Annotated in this window: 19 protein-coding genes; 10 read left to right on the forward strand and 9 right to left on the reverse strand. The window is 41.2% G+C overall.

Annotated features, from left to right (window positions below):
• The first annotated feature begins 6 nt into the window (after window positions 1–6).
• From J2Y37_RS09185 to J2Y37_RS09205, 5 genes are all read left to right on the forward strand, one after another.
• A complete protein-coding gene (locus J2Y37_RS09185; protein WP_004668550.1) occupies window positions 7–1,986 on the forward strand; it encodes an ATP-dependent helicase in 1,980 nt (659 codons plus the stop codon).
• A gap of 64 nt (window positions 1,987–2,050) precedes the next feature.
• A complete protein-coding gene (locus J2Y37_RS09190) occupies window positions 2,051–2,296 on the forward strand; it encodes an RNA-binding protein (protein WP_004668553.1) in 246 nt (81 codons plus the stop codon).
• Window positions 2,297–2,302: 6 nt separating this feature from the next.
• Window positions 2,303–2,659 carry an ASCH domain-containing protein gene (locus tag J2Y37_RS09195; RefSeq protein ID WP_004668555.1) on the forward strand — a complete coding sequence of 119 codons (357 nt, stop codon included), beginning with the start codon at window positions 2,303–2,305 and terminating at the stop codon, window positions 2,657–2,659.
• 75 nt (window positions 2,660–2,734) lie between these two features.
• Window positions 2,735–3,238, forward strand: a complete 504-nt coding sequence (locus J2Y37_RS09200) for a DUF6586 family protein (RefSeq protein WP_005194988.1) — start codon at window positions 2,735–2,737, stop codon at window positions 3,236–3,238.
• 113 nt (window positions 3,239–3,351) lie between these two features.
• The gene (locus J2Y37_RS09205) at window positions 3,352–3,630 is read left to right on the forward strand and encodes a hypothetical protein (protein ID WP_004668558.1); all 279 of its coding nucleotides are present in this window, start codon (window positions 3,352–3,354) and stop codon (window positions 3,628–3,630) included.
• A gap of 59 nt (window positions 3,631–3,689) precedes the next feature.
• On the opposite strand, the gene J2Y37_RS09210 is transcribed toward J2Y37_RS09205, so the two are convergent.
• The 4 genes from J2Y37_RS09210 to J2Y37_RS09225 form a co-directional block, all read right to left on the reverse strand.
• A complete protein-coding gene (locus J2Y37_RS09210; protein ID WP_349032617.1) occupies window positions 3,690–5,405 on the reverse strand; it encodes a cation:proton antiporter in 1,716 nt (571 codons plus the stop codon).
• A 242-nt stretch (window positions 5,406–5,647) separates the two neighbouring features.
• Entirely contained in the window at window positions 5,648–5,803 is a 156-nt protein-coding gene (gene rpmG, locus J2Y37_RS09215; protein ID WP_003654787.1) for a 50S ribosomal protein L33, read from the reverse strand.
• 12 nt (window positions 5,804–5,815) lie between these two features.
• Window positions 5,816–6,052: a 50S ribosomal protein L28 gene (gene rpmB / locus J2Y37_RS09220; RefSeq protein WP_004649871.1), complete on the reverse strand. Its 237-nt coding sequence runs from the start codon at window positions 6,050–6,052 to the stop codon at window positions 5,816–5,818.
• Window positions 6,053–6,219: 167 nt separating this feature from the next.
• A complete protein-coding gene (locus J2Y37_RS09225; protein WP_349032618.1) occupies window positions 6,220–7,674 on the reverse strand; it encodes a coniferyl aldehyde dehydrogenase in 1,455 nt (484 codons plus the stop codon).
• 122 nt (window positions 7,675–7,796) lie between these two features.
• On the opposite strand from J2Y37_RS09225, the gene J2Y37_RS09230 reads away from it, so the two are divergent.
• From J2Y37_RS09230 to J2Y37_RS09250, 5 genes are all read left to right on the forward strand, one after another.
• The gene (locus tag J2Y37_RS09230; RefSeq protein WP_004668564.1) at window positions 7,797–8,495 is read left to right on the forward strand and encodes a TetR/AcrR family transcriptional regulator; all 699 of its coding nucleotides are present in this window, start codon (window positions 7,797–7,799) and stop codon (window positions 8,493–8,495) included.
• A gap of 84 nt (window positions 8,496–8,579) precedes the next feature.
• Window positions 8,580–9,443, forward strand: a complete 864-nt coding sequence (gene purU, locus J2Y37_RS09235; RefSeq protein ID WP_004668566.1) for a formyltetrahydrofolate deformylase — start codon at window positions 8,580–8,582, stop codon at window positions 9,441–9,443.
• 242 nt (window positions 9,444–9,685) lie between these two features.
• Window positions 9,686–10,444, forward strand: coding sequence for a TonB family protein (locus J2Y37_RS09240; RefSeq protein WP_349032619.1), 759 nt, complete (start codon window positions 9,686–9,688; stop codon window positions 10,442–10,444).
• Window positions 10,445–10,487: 43 nt separating this feature from the next.
• Entirely contained in the window at window positions 10,488–11,108 is a 621-nt protein-coding gene (locus J2Y37_RS09245; protein ID WP_004668569.1) for a MotA/TolQ/ExbB proton channel family protein, read from the forward strand.
• A 1-nt stretch (window position 11,109) separates the two neighbouring features.
• Complete coding sequence (locus tag J2Y37_RS09250) at window positions 11,110–11,514, forward strand: biopolymer transporter ExbD (protein ID WP_004668571.1); 405 nt, start codon at window positions 11,110–11,112, stop codon at window positions 11,512–11,514.
• A gap of 56 nt (window positions 11,515–11,570) precedes the next feature.
• Here the strand turns inward: J2Y37_RS09250 and msrA are convergent, their stop codons facing one another.
• The 5 genes from msrA to thyA form a co-directional block, all read right to left on the reverse strand.
• Window positions 11,571–12,095, reverse strand: a complete 525-nt coding sequence (gene msrA / locus J2Y37_RS09255) for a peptide-methionine (S)-S-oxide reductase MsrA (protein WP_004668572.1) — start codon at window positions 12,093–12,095, stop codon at window positions 11,571–11,573.
• Between the two features lie 107 nt (window positions 12,096–12,202).
• A complete protein-coding gene (locus tag J2Y37_RS09260; protein ID WP_349032620.1) occupies window positions 12,203–12,679 on the reverse strand; it encodes an META domain-containing protein in 477 nt (158 codons plus the stop codon).
• A 126-nt stretch (window positions 12,680–12,805) separates the two neighbouring features.
• Window positions 12,806–13,861, reverse strand: a complete 1,056-nt coding sequence (locus J2Y37_RS09265; protein WP_349032621.1) for a DUF4105 domain-containing protein — start codon at window positions 13,859–13,861, stop codon at window positions 12,806–12,808.
• 20 nt (window positions 13,862–13,881) lie between these two features.
• Window positions 13,882–14,391: a dihydrofolate reductase gene (locus tag J2Y37_RS09270; RefSeq protein ID WP_349032622.1), complete on the reverse strand. Its 510-nt coding sequence runs from the start codon at window positions 14,389–14,391 to the stop codon at window positions 13,882–13,884.
• Between the two features lie 22 nt (window positions 14,392–14,413).
• Window positions 14,414–15,256 (reverse strand): thymidylate synthase, encoded by an 843-nt coding sequence (thyA, locus tag J2Y37_RS09275; RefSeq protein WP_241323274.1) that lies wholly within the window; start codon window positions 15,254–15,256, stop codon window positions 14,414–14,416.
• Window positions 15,257–15,388: the final 132 nt, after the last annotated feature.

Genomic DNA, 15,388 nt, shown 5'->3' on the forward strand with positions numbered 1-15,388 from the left:
GACTTTATGACGCTTGCCAAGCTAATTGATGAACTGAATCCACAACAGAAACAAGCCGCAACCACGGCAGCACAAAACTGCTTGGTTTTAGCAGGGGCGGGTTGTGGAAAGACCAAAACCATTGTGGCTAGAGCAGCGTATTTGATCGATCAGGGCTTAGCAGCACAACAGATTCAGATATTGACCTTTACTCGTCGTGCAGCAAGTGAAATCGTTACCCGTGTGGAGCAGCATATGGGCGCACAAGCCAAGGGTTTACGGGCATCAACATTTCATACTTTTTGCATGTATTTATTGCGTCGCAATCCTAGAGCTTTTGGTTTAACACAATTTAGTATTATTGATCGTGATGACCAGTTGTTGATGTTTCGTTTATTGCGTGGCAAAGATAAAGGCAATGTGCTACCCAAAGCTGCTGAACTTTGTGATTTGTATTCCTATGCGCGTAATACCAAGACCAAACTTTCCGATGCACTGATTCAACAGCTTCCTCAGGCAGTCGAATATAAAACGCAAATTGCTGAACTGATGCAGGCTTATGAACAGCGCAAGCAAGCACGAAATTTTCTTGATTATGATGATATTTTATCGATTGTCGCAGTGCACTTACAAAGTTCACCTGAGTTGGTGAAATGGGTGACAGGCTTCTGTTCTGCTTTATTGGTTGATGAGATGCAGGATACCAATCCACTGCAATGGGCTTTGCTGCAACCCTTAGTTGGAAAAGTGAAACTGTTCTGCGTAGGGGATGATGCTCAGTCGATTTATGGTTTCCGTGGCGCAGATTTTGAAAATATTCATCATTTTAAAGAACGAGTGCCTGACGCTGAGGTGCTGACTTTGGCAATGAATTATCGTTCAACGCAGGAAATTTTAGACTTATCTAATTGGTTATTAGAGCAGAGCCAGATTCGTTATGACAAACACTTGTTGGCTTATCGTGGTAAAGGGTTGAAGCCACAATTACATATTTTAGGCAATGAATTTGAAGAAGCCAATTGGATTATTCAAGATTTAAATCAACGACATTACCAAGGCGCAGCGTGGGCTGAACACATGGTTTTACTCCGTTCAGGGTTTAGTGGTCGATATTTAGAAGGGGCTTTAATTGCTGCCAATATTCCGTATCGTTTTATTGGTGGGGTGAAACTACTCGAATCCGCACATGTCAAAGATGTATTAAGTTTTCTTCGGGTCAGTGTCAATCCGCAGGATGATTTGGCTTGGATGCGATTTCTGACCTTATGGGATGGTGTTGGCGATGTTGGTGCGAGTAAATTGGCGCAAGAGTTGATCCAACTCGCAGACATTGATGCGCGTTGTCAACGTTTAGAGCGACATGGCAAAGTGCCACAACACGCAATTTTAATTTTGAAACAACTCGATGTATTGCAGCAGCATGTTGAAGCCTGTATTGGCTTGGCACTGGATGCGTTGAGTGAACAATTAGAAAATAACTATAAAAATAAAGATTGGAGTCGTCGGGTCAAAGATTTTGATCTGGTAAAACAACTGGCACGGAAACATCAGTTGCTGGGCGAGTTCTTGGAAGAATATGTGCTTGATCCTATTTCTGTTTCCGAAATAGATAAAACCCCTGATCAAGATCTAGTGACTTTGATTACGATTCATTCCGCCAAAGGGACGGAACAAAAAGTGTGTTATGTCCCGCATGTTTCGCCGAATCAATATCCGCACGCACGGGCGCAAGGTGATTTTGATGATGTAGAAGAGGAGCGCCGTGTGCTCTATGTGGCACTTACACGTGCCGAAAATGAATTGATTTTGACCAAACAAAATTTAAATCTATGGTCACAAGATCAATATGATGAGCTAGGGCGGAAAGTAGAAAGCTATTTTCTTAATGATTTACCTCAACATTTGCTAGATGTGCAGATTCATCGTCAAGTTCCGTCTTCATTTAATAAAAGTAGTTGGCAGCGTAACTCAGCAATAAGTTTAGGTTTTGGTATTGATCTCGATTAAACTAGGCATATTCAATTATTTTGATTCATTTCTTTAAAAAATGAATCATTTTTTAGGTTTTAGCATGAAAATTTTAGTTCGTAATTTAGATCGTTCTGTGACCGATGCAGAAGTCCTTGAGTTGTTCAAACAGTATGGCAAAGTCGAATCTTGTGTCGTGGTGAAGGACGAGGCAACAGGAAAATCTAAAGGTTTTGGTTTTGTAGAGATGACCAATCCAAGAGAGGGTGTCAAGGCGATTAAAGGTTTAAATACCTTACGTGTCAAAGGTGTTGGCATCCGAGTGAAAGCTGCGGACGATAAAGCTTAATTCTTAATGTTTAAGCAATATGCAGCTTTATCTATTGTTGCACCGAACGGTGAGCGAATTGCACAAGGGCTTAAAACTTTAGAAGTTCGCTCATGGTTACCTGAGGAATTGCCGCTCAGAAATCTCGTTATCGTAGAAAACCAAAGCTATCTGTTGAAAGATGGCGATGAGGAAATGGGCAGAGCGGTTGCTTTGGTTGACATTGAATCTGTGCATGCTTGGCAACAACATGAAGTTGAAGCAGCACAGGCATCTCGTTGGGCTGAAGGTTATTATGCTTGGGTGATCAGCAATGTTCGTCCTTTTGCTGCACCTGTAGCATGTATTGCAAAGCGTAGAATTTATCCTGTCGAATTGATGTGATGATCACTATTTGTTTAATCGTCAATTCGCTTTACAATTGCTCATGATTTAAATGAAATAAAATAGGGATTTAAGATGTCTCGTGTTGCTCGCTACCATGCCGATCGTACCAATCAAAAACTTTATTTTGCTCGACTTGCATGTCAACAAGCAGAGCAAACTGAACATATTCAACAGGCACAGGCTTATCGTGAAGCTGCGGTATTTCATTTGCATGGGGCGATTTTAGCGTTCTTGCAAGAATTGGTGCGTTACTACCGTCTCAATGATTTACAACCGACCTTTAAATCCATTGAAGCGCATATGGCGGATAAGGGTCAGGTCTCTCCAGAAATTTCAGTGTTACAACATTTGGCAAAAGATGGTTTTGTGGCTGAATTAAAACGTGCTTATCGGATGTGCCAATATGCACCAGAGCCGACTTCGCCAGAGCCTGAGAATGAAACCTCATCTAATTTGATCATCAAAGTCACCCAAAGCCCACAAGCATGGTTACCTGATGCCAAAATTTTGCGTGAATGGCATCGCGAGTTAAGTCACTTAATTGATGGTTTTCGTAACGAAATGGTTGAGTTCTAAGTTAAACCAGTGAGATACTTGAAATTCATGCAAACAGCACTTATATAAATAAGACGTGAGATCGCAAAGTGCACACGTGCTTTGCCACCATGATTGAAGCATGGAGAATATATATGTCAATGCAGCAGTTAAAAGAATTATTTGGTAACCAAGAAGCGGTGCTAGAATTGGTTCAACTCGAAGGTGGTGAGCTCGCGTTACGTAATGCCGGTTCTGAACAAGAGCCTTTAGTAAAGATACAATTTAGTGACGAAGTGAAAGAAATTCTTGGCGATCAAACACCAGCAGTCGCGCAACATATGATTCAAGCGGCTTTATTTGGTTTGCTAGAAAAGCAAATGAACCAGTGGCAAGCGGAAGTTATGGATGAGCAGCCACCTCATTTAAGCTAATATTTATAAGCAAAAAAGCGTACTTGAGAGTACGCTTTTTTTTATGGTATCTAAAGCGTTTAATAGCCAGTGGATTGGTGTGCCAGCTCGATCCGACTTAGGATGAGATGGCTCATATTCTTTGCCATTTCCTCTTTCGCATAGAAGACTTCACCGATATTTTCCTCTCGAATCACCGCCGCTTCTTCCTTGCTTTCAGCACAAATCAAGACTTGGATTTCAGGATTTAACTGTTTGGAAATGTCGACGATCCGATGAATATCCAAAATATCCATTGGGGAGATAACCAATAAACGCGCATGCTGAATATGTGCCTGAATCAAAACATTTGGTTCGGTGGCTTCACCGCTGACCGCAGCGATGCCTTGAGTACGCAATCGTTCCACGATCTCACGGTTTTCTTCGGCGATCACTACTTTGATATTTTGTTGTATTAGATTGTCACTAATGCGACGACCGACCCCACCATAACCAATAATCACCACTTGATCGCGTAAATAGTCTTGATCCATCTCATCAGGTAGCATCGCCAGTGGATCGCTACTGCGCTCTAATAAACGTGCCAGATGCGAACGTTGGCGAATCCACTGTTGTGTTGGTTCGATAGCGGAGAAAATAAACGAGTTCAAGGTGATGGAAAATAATGCGCCTGCCAGAATCAGATTTTGAGCCTCTAAGGTCAGTAAACCGAGTGCAACACCCATCGTGGCTAAAATAAATGAGAACTCACCAATCTGAGCCAGACTTGCACCGACAGTTAAAGCGGTGTTGATCGGGTAACGGAAGAATAAAACCAAGGCAATCGCTGCCAATGTTTTACCTACCATAATAATCGCAACTACAGCCAGAATATGTAAGGGCTCTTCTAGCAAGATACTTGGATCAAATAGCATCCCGACAGATACGAAGAATAAAATTGCAAAGATTTCACGTAAGGGTAGGGTTTCTTCTTCCGCTCGATGACTAAAGTCGGACTCTTTGACTACCATACCTGCGAAGAATGCACCAAGCGCCATCGAAACGCCAAAAACAGCATAAGAACCATAAGCAATAGAGACCGCAGCTGCTACAACGGTTAAAGTAAATAACTCACGTGAACCGAGACGAGCGACAAACTGCATAATCATCGGTACAAGGCGCTTACCCACAATCAGCATGAAAGCGATAAAGCCTGTGACTTTTAATAAGGTAATGCCAATAGTCATCCAAATGCTTTGTGATGTATCCGTACCATGTAAAGCTTGTCCTCCCAGTAGCACGGCGATAGCGGGTAAAAGCACCAATGCCAACACCATGACCAGATCTTCAACCAAGAGCCAGCCAACAGCAATTTTACCGTTAACGGATTCGAGTAAGCCTCGATCGCCGAGTGCTTTGAGCAGTACCACAGTACTAGCACAAGATAAGCTTAAACCAAAGACGAGGGCCGAACCAAAGCTCCATCCCCAAAGCATGGAAACACCCACACCGAGTAAGGTTGCGACGCTGATTTGCAGAATTGCACCAGGTATGGCAATACGGCGGACTTGAAGTAAGTCTTTGATGGAAAAATGCATGCCCACGCCAAACATGAGAAACATGACACCAAGTTCAGCCAACTGATTGGCAAGTTTGATATCACCCACAAAACCTGGGGTGTTCGGGCTAATAATAATGCCCGCAATAAGATAACCAATTAAAGGAGGTAAGCGTAAACGTGCTGCGATATAGCCAAAAATAAGCGCAAAACCAAAACCAACAGCAAGTAATATAATTAAACCAACATCATGTGGCATTAGAACTCCTTAATCGTTGCGGTTAAGGTATAAATAAATCAGCATAAAACATGCCAACAAGAAATCGAATAAATTGTAACAAGTAAAATAGAAATTGTTGATGACAATTTTTTTAATTATCAAAAAAAATCATGTAAATCTCGATTATGTTGCTATAAGCGCATTTGACTGTGGGGCTGCTACTTTTTTTTAGAGCAAAAAAAACGACCTCAAAAGAAGTCGTTTTTTTAAAGAAACCAAAATTATTTAATTTTAGCTTCTTTGAAGATTACGTGTTGACGGATTTTTGGATCAAATTTTTTGATTTCCATTTTTTCCGGCATTGTACGTTTGTTCTTAGTCGTGGTATAGAAATAACCAGTACCAGCGGTAGAAACGAGACGGATTTTATCACGCATTGTTCAGACTCCTTAGATCTTTTGACCTTGAGCACGGAGATCAGCAACAACTTTCTCAATACCCAATTTATCAATAATACGCATACCTTTAGTGGTTAAACGAAGACGTACAAAACGTTTTTCGCTTTCTAACCAGAAACGGTGGTGGTGCAGGTTCGGCTCGAACCGGCGTTTGGTTTTGTTGTTTGCGTGCGATACGTTGTTACCAACGATAGGACGCTTGCCGGTAACTTGGCAAACCTTAGACATGGTGAACTCCATTGCTAGTTTTATAGCACTGTTTCGTGCAACTAGCCATTCAAGTAAACGGATGAAATCATTCAAGGGGCGTTTTATACCAAAAATACGATTAAAAGACAAGCGAAATTGGTAAAAACAAGGCATGAACTTGTTTGATAGGTCATGCCTTGATCAGCCTAGCGAAATAGTGTTTTCAAAAGCAGTTTGTGCGCCGCTTTATTATATGGCGGCAGAATGAATTTTAAACTATAAAGTTTAGGGCTTACAGGATTAGACATCATCGAGCGTTCATGTGAGAAACTAAAGAATCCTTCCTTACCATGATATTTGCCCATACCTGATGCACCGACACCACCAAATGGCAGGTCGTCTTGAGCGACATGAGTTAAGACTTGGTTAATACCAAAATGTCCTGAATGAGTACGCCCCGCAACATATTCTGCACGCGCACTGTCAACATCGAAATAATAGAAAGCCAATGGACGAGGACGACTATTAATGAATTGAAGCGCATCTTCGATGTGTTCATATTCTAAAATAGGCAGAATTGGACCAAAGATCTCATTCTTCATAATTTCCATGTCAGTGCTGACACCAGTCAATAAAGTCGGTGCTATTTTACGAGCTTCAGTTAAAGACTCGTTCTTGCTGTTTAACTCAACAATATGAGCACCTTGCTTTTGTGCATCCTCAAGATAACCTTGTAGACGGTTATATTGTTTGTCATTGACAATCGAGGTGTAGTCATTGTTGTCAGCCAAAGTTGGATACATGCTATTCACAAAGTCTTGATAATGCTTCGTGAATTCAGCCGTCTTACCTTTAGGCAAGAACATATAATCTGGCGCAACGCAGGTTTGACCTGCATTCCAAAGCTTTCCAACCGCAATGCGTTGAGCGACATCACGAATATTCATGGATGAGTGAACGAGTGCTGGAGACTTACCTCCCAGTTCCAAAATAACCGGAACAAGGTTCTGAGCAGCAGCGGCCATGACCGTTTTACCGACAGAGGTCGAGCCAGTAAAAATCAGTTTGTCGAATGCAAGATGACTAAATGCATCTGAAATAGGACCGCCACCATTTACAACGGCAACTAATTCTTGAGGGAAGGCTTCTGAAAGCGCATTTTCGAGCGCATAACCAAAGTTTGATGAGGCACTAGAAATTTTAATCATGGCATGATTGCCCGCAGCCAATGCACAAATCAGTGGGCCAACGGAGAGCAATAGTGGATAGTTCCATGGTGCAATAACACCAATCACGCCTAAGGGCTGATATTGTACCCAGCCTTTAGCTGGTTGGTGTAACATGCTGATATGTCGTTTAGATGGTTTCATCCATTCGGTCAAGTTCTTGCTATAGTATTTAATATGTTCTAAGCAGGTAAGAACTTCACCAATTTTGGTTTCCATAATGGCACGATTGCCATAATCTTGACTAATTGCATTCGCAAATTCATCTTGGTACTTTACCAAAATGTTTTTAAGTCGAGCCAAGCGCTCAATACGTTCTTTTGCGCTTGGGACAGGATGACGTTGGTAAGCAACTCTTTGCTGTTCAAGCAAATCATGTAGCCGTTTTACATCAACATGAGGTGTCATTGCGGTTGTTTTTGTTTGACTGTTCATAGGAGTAGACCAAAAGAAAACTTATTTACTTTTTCATTTTTAGAGTAAATACTCTAAAGTGTCAAGTCGCCTTGTGGGTTTGTTTTATAACTCATTGATAATCTTATAGATGGTTAAAAACGATGTCGAATGCTAAACCGAACAAAACTAAAGACAAAATTTTGCAGATCAGTTTGCAGCTATTTAATGAGCGTGGCGAACGTTCCGTCACGACCAATCACATCGCGGCTGAACTCGGTATTAGTCCAGGCAATTTGTATTATCACTTTCGTAATAAGCAAGAAATCATTAAGGAACTTGCGCTGCAATATCAGGCTGAGACCTTAGGTATGTTGGCGTTACCTGATGATCGTCAACTCAATGCTAATGACAAGATTAGTTATTTTCAGGTGTTAAGTAATCAACTTTGGGCTTATCGTTTCATTCATCGTGATGTTTATCATCTTGTTGAAAATAATGATGATTTTAGAAAGATTTATCCGCGTTTTGCGGGGCAGGTCATGCAACAAGGGCAAAGAATCTATCGTGCATTCGTTGATGCTGGGTTGATGAAAATGACTGATTCTGAAATTGAAGCGTTGATTATCAACTTATGGATCGTGCTGACCAACTGGACCAATTTCCTCTATATGTCAGGTCATATTAGTGACAATAACCACTTAGAAGAAAAGTGGGTATGGCAAGCATTACGACAAATGTTGTTTTTAGAAGGGCCTTATTTAATGGGTGAAAGTCGTCAGACTTATGAGCTGTTACTTCAATCGCTTGGTCCCTCTGATCTTTTTGCAAGCTTGTCAATGCTTAAAAATGATGGCGGGTAGGCGACAGCTATTTAGTCCGTGACAAAAAAGCGTTAGAATGCTCGGCTTGATTTTAATTTGATTTGAATAAGTGATATTAACCACATGAACACGACTACTGCCCATACAGCACGACTACTGATTACTTGTGAAGACAAGCCGGGCATCGTGCAAGCTGTATCGAGCTTTTTGTATCATCAGGGAGCAAACATTACCGCACTTGATCAGTACGCAACAGAAGCTCAAGGCGGACGTTATTTTATGCGTGTTGAGTTTGAGTTGGATCATTTGCAGTCTCGCAAAGAAGCATTGATGCAAACCTTTGCCGCCAACGTTGCTGAACGTTATGGAATGCAATGGAAACTCGCATTTGTAAATGAGCTGAAAAAAGTCGGGATTTTAGTCTCTAAAGTTGACCATGCTTTGCTTGAGCTGTTATGGCGTCATGCGCGTGGTTCATTGGAGTGTGAAATTACCCATGTGATTTCAAATCATGAAGATTTGCGAGAAGCGGTTGAGAATTTTGGTATTCCATTTACCGTGATAAAAGTGACCAAAGACAATAAAGCAGAAGCTTATGCGCAAATCAATGAGATGATGCAAGGCAATGATTTACTTGTTTTAGCACGTTATATGCAAATTTTGAGTGAAGACTTCGTCGCGAAATGGGAAATGAAGATCATCAACATTCATCATTCATTCTTGCCTGCTTTTGTTGGCGCGAATCCATATAAGCAAGCCTACGAAAAGGGTGTGAAATTGATTGGTGCAACAGCGCATTATGTCACTGCGGACTTGGACCAAGGGCCAATTATTGAGCAGGATGTTGAGCGTGTGAGCCATGATTATAACGTTGAACAATTACGTGAGTTAGGCGAAGATGTTGAACGTAATGTATTGGCACGTGCAGTCAAATGGCATTTAGAAGACCGTATTATTGTCGATGGAAATAAGACCGTCGTTTTCTAATAGACCTAAAGCTCTATGTCATAAGAAAGAACATGCCGATCGGCATGTTTTTTTACCACACGGTACTGTTATGTTATAATATTGCTTTTTAAGTGGGTTGAGTTATTAATTTAATTCATATTCACAAAAAAATAGTTGCAAATGAAAACACTTCTCATTTATTATTGCAGCACTTTAATTGTTCTATCCGATGTGTGTGATCGTTTTTTTACGAACACCATCTATTAGGTACTTTGATTTTTATGAGTCCATCTCCTGCAGCATTCAACACGTCAAGCCCGATGAAAAAGAAAATCATCACTGCCTTAGTTGCAGTTGTGATTGGACATGTGGGAGTTTTGTGGGCGGTTAGCCACATCAAAACGATTGAGTTGAAACCAATCGAAAAAGAGCCGCTTAAGGTTAAATTCGTTAAAATTAAAGAACCGCCAAAAGCTGAACTCCCTAAACCTAAAGAGACACCAAAGCCTGAACCTAAGAAAGAAGTGAAAGAGGTTAAGGTTGTTGAAAAACCATTACCTCCACCACCGAAGAAAATTGAAAAAGTGCAGCAAGTAAAAGCTGAAGCACCTAAGCAAGTGATTCAAAAAACCGAACCAAAAGTTGAAACGAAGATTGAAACGACAGTTGTTAGTACAACTGTAACGGAAAAGGTGGTTGAAAAACCAAAACCTGTTCAAGAAGCCGCTAAACCTCAAGCTGCTGCTGATCCATCACCAAAAAGTGTATCAATTGGTGGTGCTGGTATCCAATGGAGTCGTACACCGAAGCCAACAGCAACTGCAAAAGACATGGAAAACCAGCCACGGTCTGCCGTGCTTGCGATTGAAGCAGATGAGAAAGGCAAGATTACCAGTGTTCGTATTGTACGTAGTACCGGTTTACCTGCATTAGATGAAAAGCTGGTAAGGCAGGTTCGAAGTGGAAGATTCAAACCGTATATGGAAAATGGCGTTGCTTATCCGATTAAAGCAGAGCTACCATTAGATTTAACCCTTTAAAAGATTTAAGCCTTAACGGCTAACTTTAATTAGGAGTTCGAGTATGAACTTTTCAGTTTATTGGCAACATGCAGATGCAGTGAGTAAGACGCTGTATTTCATTCTTCTTGCAATGTCGATTGCGACGTGGACGATTTTTATTCTACGTATTTTAGGAACACGCCAATTAAAACAACAGGCTTATGCTCAGCTTGCTCAGGCTTTGACGACGCTTAAAGCGAAGTTACAACCATTAACCTTTGAGCAGCGTAAAGCAGTCGCTGAACAAGCCCTACTGCGCCAAATCTCTGCTGAGAAATCACAAGCAGAAAAAGGTGTGTCTGTACTTGGAACAATTGCTTCACTTGCACCGTTCGTTGGCTTGTTTGGTACAGTGTGGGGGATCTTCCATGCACTTGTAGCGGTCGGTAAAAGCGGTCAGGCAGGCTTAGCACAAGTTGCGATTCCTGTTGGTGAGGCATTGATCATGACGGGTCTAGGTCTTGCGGTTGCGATTCCTGCGGTATTGGCTTACAACATCTGTATGCGTTTCAATCGTGGTTTGGCACATGATTTACAAGATCAGGCACATGGCTTGTTGATTGATACCATGTTGCAGCAAGAAAGCACAGCAAAGACAGAAACTAAAGCGACTCAACAAAGTTTAGTTGGAGGTCAAGCTTAAAATGGGCTTTCAATTGGGTGAAGATCACGACAGTGGCATGAATGAGATGAACCTCATTCCTCTGATCGATATTATGTTGGTATTGATGATTATCTTTTTAGTCACGGCAACGGTTGCTAGCCCATCAATTCCATTGAGCTTACCAAAGACAACGGCTGAAATTATAGATCCGCCACCAAAAGCAATTACCATTAGTATTAATGCGAGTGGTGCGGTGGCTTGGGATACGCAAATTATTAGTTTAGATGAGCTAGAACAGCGTTTCCAAGAGGCAGGTCAAGCAGAGAATAAACCGACTGTACAATTACGCGCAGACAAAGAATCAAAATACGATACAGTTGCGCAAGTGATGTCTCGTGCCAGTGAAGCAGGCTTAAGTGATATTGCTTTTGTTAGTGAAAATTAATTTAATTCAGCCTGATAAAAAATTGAAAGCAACGCCAAGCGTTGCTTTTTTTATGTCTACTCAGTTTTGAGTAAATCCATAAACTTTGCCCGCAATTTAGAGAGCTTCGGCGGAATGCTAAAGTTGCAATAGCCTTGTGAGGGATTGCGCGCATAAAAATTTTGATGCTCATCTTCAGCAGGATAAAAGATCGGGGCAGGACTCAGTTCAGTGACAATATTTAAGCTTTCATCTTCCAAACTTTGAATCACCTGCTCTGCAAGTTGTTTCTGTTCATCATTAAAGTAATAAATAACAGAACGGTATTGTGTACCGATATCATTGCCTTGACGGTTTAATGTGGTTGGGTCGTGCGTGGTGAAGAATACATTTAAAAGTTGAACATAGCTGATCTGCTGTTCATCAAAATCAATGAGTACGACTTCAGCATGTTGTGTCGTGCCCTGACAGACTTGCTCATAGCTTGGGTGTTGAACAATTCCGCCAGCATAACCACTGACCACTTTCTCAACTCCTCTGAGTTGTAGAAATACAGCTTCTACACACCAAAAACATCCACCACCAAACAGTGCTTGTTGCATAAAGTTCCCCAATTTTTATTTTTTAAGAATGTGTCTAAAGTAAACCAAGTGCTCAAAAAGTAAAAGCCCGTGTTTGAAACGAACTTTTACTTTTTTATGATAAAGCATTAAGGCAATGGTTGAGTCACTGTCATGAAACTGACGAGGGCTTTGCCAGAACTGTCTAAGAATTGAAGTTTGTGTCCTTTGATCTTATAGCTTGTAGTATTGGTTAAGGCGTCGGAATATTGACGAGAAAGGGTTGCATTGTCGTTGCCAATACAAGCCATTTTGGTCGATGCAATTGGACCAAGTTGTAACTGTTTAGCACTACTTTCAAAGCTACCAAAAATCTTGTTACAGCCGTCAGCACCAGTAAAACGTTTTGCTTGAGCATCCAATTGGATCGATGGTTGTTTACCAGAGAGCGCATTGCTTTCGATCTCAACGCCATTAATCTGTGCCGCGACCCACGTACGATTATATAAGCCGATACTTTCTTTTTGAGATGCATTGGATGAGGTATGCAGCGATTCAGTGCCTGCACAACCAGACATGACAACCGCAACCGCCAAAGTACTAGAAGTTAACAATGTTTTTAACATAAAAATTGAAATCCAAGTCGTTGTGTTTATATGGCTATGATTTAAATCAATATTGATGTAGAAGCATGGTATGTAGCGTATTCTTTTGTAAATATTAATTCATTTCTAATAAAACTAGTATGAGGTTTATTCAGTTTTAGGCAGGCCAGTACGAATAACGGCCGAAAAAAACTCGCTACTTTGATTGGGTTGTTTAGCGTATTGTTCTGAACGAGGGTTGATATGAGCCAGTTGATACCACTCTTTCATACTGTAGTTTTGATTCAGTGCTTTCAGATCATGTAAATAATTGGGTAAATAGCCCGAAGCCAAAAGGCGGTAATCTTTCGGCAATCTGTGTGGGTTGATGGCCTGTGCCATGTCAAAAATGAGGGTGGTACAGTTACTGGTTAGCGTGTTGTACCATTTTGCTTCAGCACGCAATTCATCTGCTTTATTTAGATATTCAATAAATAAAGCCTTGCGCTCATCAGCAGGCATTTTGATGGGGAATAGATAGACTTGTTCATTACGAATATTACTTCGTGTATACACAATATCTTTTTCATCAGAGGCAATCAGGCTCAGTTCATATTTACGAAAGAAACCGCCAATTGCTGAAAATGATTCGCCTTTTTCTTTGCGGATTTCAATCGAGAAGACCAATGGTTTTTGGTCTGCGAAATCGAAACTAACCAGCGTGTGAGCAATCTGTGGCCCCATCCAATATGAAGCAATGACATTGATGCCGGTAATTTTACTCAGGTCAACAGTGCGGTCTTCCCAGCGAACATCATAACTGCCGTCGGCATGCCAGTTAAAATTGCGAACATGATTTAGCGTGACAATATCACCCTGTTTTTCATAACTGAGTTGTTCTGCAACCTCAGGATCCCATTCACGATCTTGTCTTGCATCTAATGAGAAATACCAAAGCAGTGAACAAGCAAATGCACAACAATAGAGGATAATGTCAGTCCGTCGACTGAAAATGTGACCACTGATATAAAAACCAATTAAGCTCAGTGCAAATAAGACCCAAAGCAGTATGATCAGACGACTAAAAACACTGCCAAGGGGTTGTTGAATCCAGAGCGCTAGACACAACCATGCACTTGAAAGGATCACGAATAGGGTAAAAGTACTGTGTAATAGTCCAATTCCTAACGCAATGAAAAACTCACGTGATCCAATGTCATGCATAACAATTCGCGATCCATTTTTTATTTTTGATAAGTTGCAAACTCAAAGGTGATATTTGATTTTTCATCAATATGCTGTTCTGAGTTTACTTTATGAAAGTCCTCAGAGATTTTTGGATAATGTGCATCGCCTTGTACATCCAAATCAACATGCGTGAGTTCTAGACGATCGGCAATCGCAAGTGTTTGGGTAAAAATCTCTCCACCCCCAATAATAAATAAGGATGCTTTTTCAGAGTGTTGTACGTCTGTAAGTGCAGCATTTAATGCATCTTCGATGCTATGCGCAACCTTAACCCCATCAAACTGCCAAGATGAGTCACGAGTAATCACCCAGTTCACGCGATTTGGCAGCGCTCGTCCCATGGATTCAAGGGTCTTGCGACCCATGATCACTACGCCGCCTTGGGTAATGGCTTTAAAATGCTTAAGATCGGCAGAAATATGCCACGGTAGTGCATTGCCTTTACCTATACAGTTTTTTTGGTCCATTGCCACAACGTGTACAACTTCAGTTCCTTGCCATGCCATGTGGTGATCTCTCTTAAGATAATTAAACTGCGACAGGTGCTTTAATTGCAGGATGTGATTCATAGCCTACAATTTCAATATCCTCAAATTTAAAGTCGAAAATATCGTTGATCTCTGGATTGAGTTTTAATTGACACAAAGCTAATGGCTCACGAGAAAGCTGTAATTGCGCTTGTTCAAAATGATTGGCATATAGATGAGTATCACCACCTGTCCAGACAAAATCACCAACCTCTAAGCCACACACCTGCGCAATCATATGAGTGAGTAGGGCATAGCTGGCAATATTAAATGGCACACCTAAGAAGACATCGGCACTTCGTTGATAGAGTTGGCATGACAGTTTGTTATCTTGTACAAAAAATTGAAACAGGGTATGACAAGGCGGGAGTGCAACTTTCCCAGCCTCGTTTGGATTCCAACCAGATACGATTAGACGACGTGAATTTGGATTGGTTTTGATTTCATTTACCAGCCATTTGATTTGATCAAAACCATTTTGCTGATAGCTACCGTCGTCATTTTGAGTCGCGCCAAAGTTGCGCCATTGGTGTCCATAAACAGGACCGAGTTCGCCTTCAGGACGACCAAAACGAGCAGTTTGTTCTGCGGTTGCCCATTCATCCCAAATTGAGACTTTGTGGTCTTTTAGATATTGCACATTGGTATCACCCTTCAGGAACCAAAGTAGTTCAATCACAATCGAACGAAAGTGGACTTTCTTGGTGGTTAATAAGGGGAAACCTTTGGAGAGGTCAAAGCGCATTTGATGACCAAATACTGAACGTGTCCCAGTTCCTGTGCGGTCTCCTTTGTCGCCGCCATTGTCGAGAATATGTTGTAAAAGGTCTAAGTATGTGCGCATCGTCATTCCTATCGCAGATTTTGCTCGGGCTAATCTTATCAGAATTTATGTGATAAATAATGGGGCAATTGAGCGTCACTAACTGTCGCAGTACAGACTTTGTTCTCTATTTTAATTTAGCTGCTTGTTTTA

Source organism: Acinetobacter sp. 3657 (assembly GCF_031456775.1).
Lineage (GTDB): Bacteria > Pseudomonadota > Gammaproteobacteria > Pseudomonadales > Moraxellaceae > Acinetobacter.

Excerpts from the sequence above, each read along its gene's own strand:
- J2Y37_RS09265 (WP_349032621.1), bottom strand. The coding sequence starts at position 13,861 with ATGCATGACATTGGATCACGTGAGTTTTTCATTGCGTTAGGAATTGGA.
- thyA (WP_241323274.1), bottom strand. The coding sequence starts at position 15,256 with ATGCGCACATACTTAGACCTTTTACAACATATTCTCGACAATGGCGGC.
- J2Y37_RS09230 (WP_004668564.1), top strand. The coding sequence starts at position 7,797 with ATGTCGAATGCTAAACCGAACAAAACTAAAGACAAAATTTTGCAGATC.
- rpmB (WP_004649871.1), bottom strand. The coding sequence starts at position 6,052 with ATGTCTAAGGTTTGCCAAGTTACCGGCAAGCGTCCTATCGTTGGTAAC.
- rpmG (WP_003654787.1), bottom strand. The coding sequence starts at position 5,803 with ATGCGTGATAAAATCCGTCTCGTTTCTACCGCTGGTACTGGTTATTTC.
- J2Y37_RS09245 (WP_004668569.1), top strand. The coding sequence starts at position 10,488 with ATGAACTTTTCAGTTTATTGGCAACATGCAGATGCAGTGAGTAAGACG.
- J2Y37_RS09195 (WP_004668555.1), top strand. The coding sequence starts at position 2,303 with ATGTTTAAGCAATATGCAGCTTTATCTATTGTTGCACCGAACGGTGAG.
- J2Y37_RS09240 (WP_349032619.1), top strand. The coding sequence starts at position 9,686 with ATGAGTCCATCTCCTGCAGCATTCAACACGTCAAGCCCGATGAAAAAG.
- msrA (WP_004668572.1), bottom strand. The coding sequence starts at position 12,095 with ATGCAACAAGCACTGTTTGGTGGTGGATGTTTTTGGTGTGTAGAAGCT.
- J2Y37_RS09190 (WP_004668553.1), top strand. The coding sequence starts at position 2,051 with ATGAAAATTTTAGTTCGTAATTTAGATCGTTCTGTGACCGATGCAGAA.
- J2Y37_RS09210 (WP_349032617.1), bottom strand. The coding sequence starts at position 5,405 with ATGCCACATGATGTTGGTTTAATTATATTACTTGCTGTTGGTTTTGGT.
- J2Y37_RS09250 (WP_004668571.1), top strand. The coding sequence starts at position 11,110 with ATGGGCTTTCAATTGGGTGAAGATCACGACAGTGGCATGAATGAGATG.
- J2Y37_RS09200 (WP_005194988.1), top strand. The coding sequence starts at position 2,735 with ATGTCTCGTGTTGCTCGCTACCATGCCGATCGTACCAATCAAAAACTT.
- purU (WP_004668566.1), top strand. The coding sequence starts at position 8,580 with ATGAACACGACTACTGCCCATACAGCACGACTACTGATTACTTGTGAA.
- J2Y37_RS09205 (WP_004668558.1), top strand. The coding sequence starts at position 3,352 with ATGTCAATGCAGCAGTTAAAAGAATTATTTGGTAACCAAGAAGCGGTG.
- J2Y37_RS09185 (WP_004668550.1), top strand. The coding sequence starts at position 7 with ATGACGCTTGCCAAGCTAATTGATGAACTGAATCCACAACAGAAACAA.
- J2Y37_RS09225 (WP_349032618.1), bottom strand. The coding sequence starts at position 7,674 with ATGAACAGTCAAACAAAAACAACCGCAATGACACCTCATGTTGATGTA.
- J2Y37_RS09270 (WP_349032622.1), bottom strand. The coding sequence starts at position 14,391 with ATGGCATGGCAAGGAACTGAAGTTGTACACGTTGTGGCAATGGACCAA.
- J2Y37_RS09260 (WP_349032620.1), bottom strand. The coding sequence starts at position 12,679 with ATGTTAAAAACATTGTTAACTTCTAGTACTTTGGCGGTTGCGGTTGTC.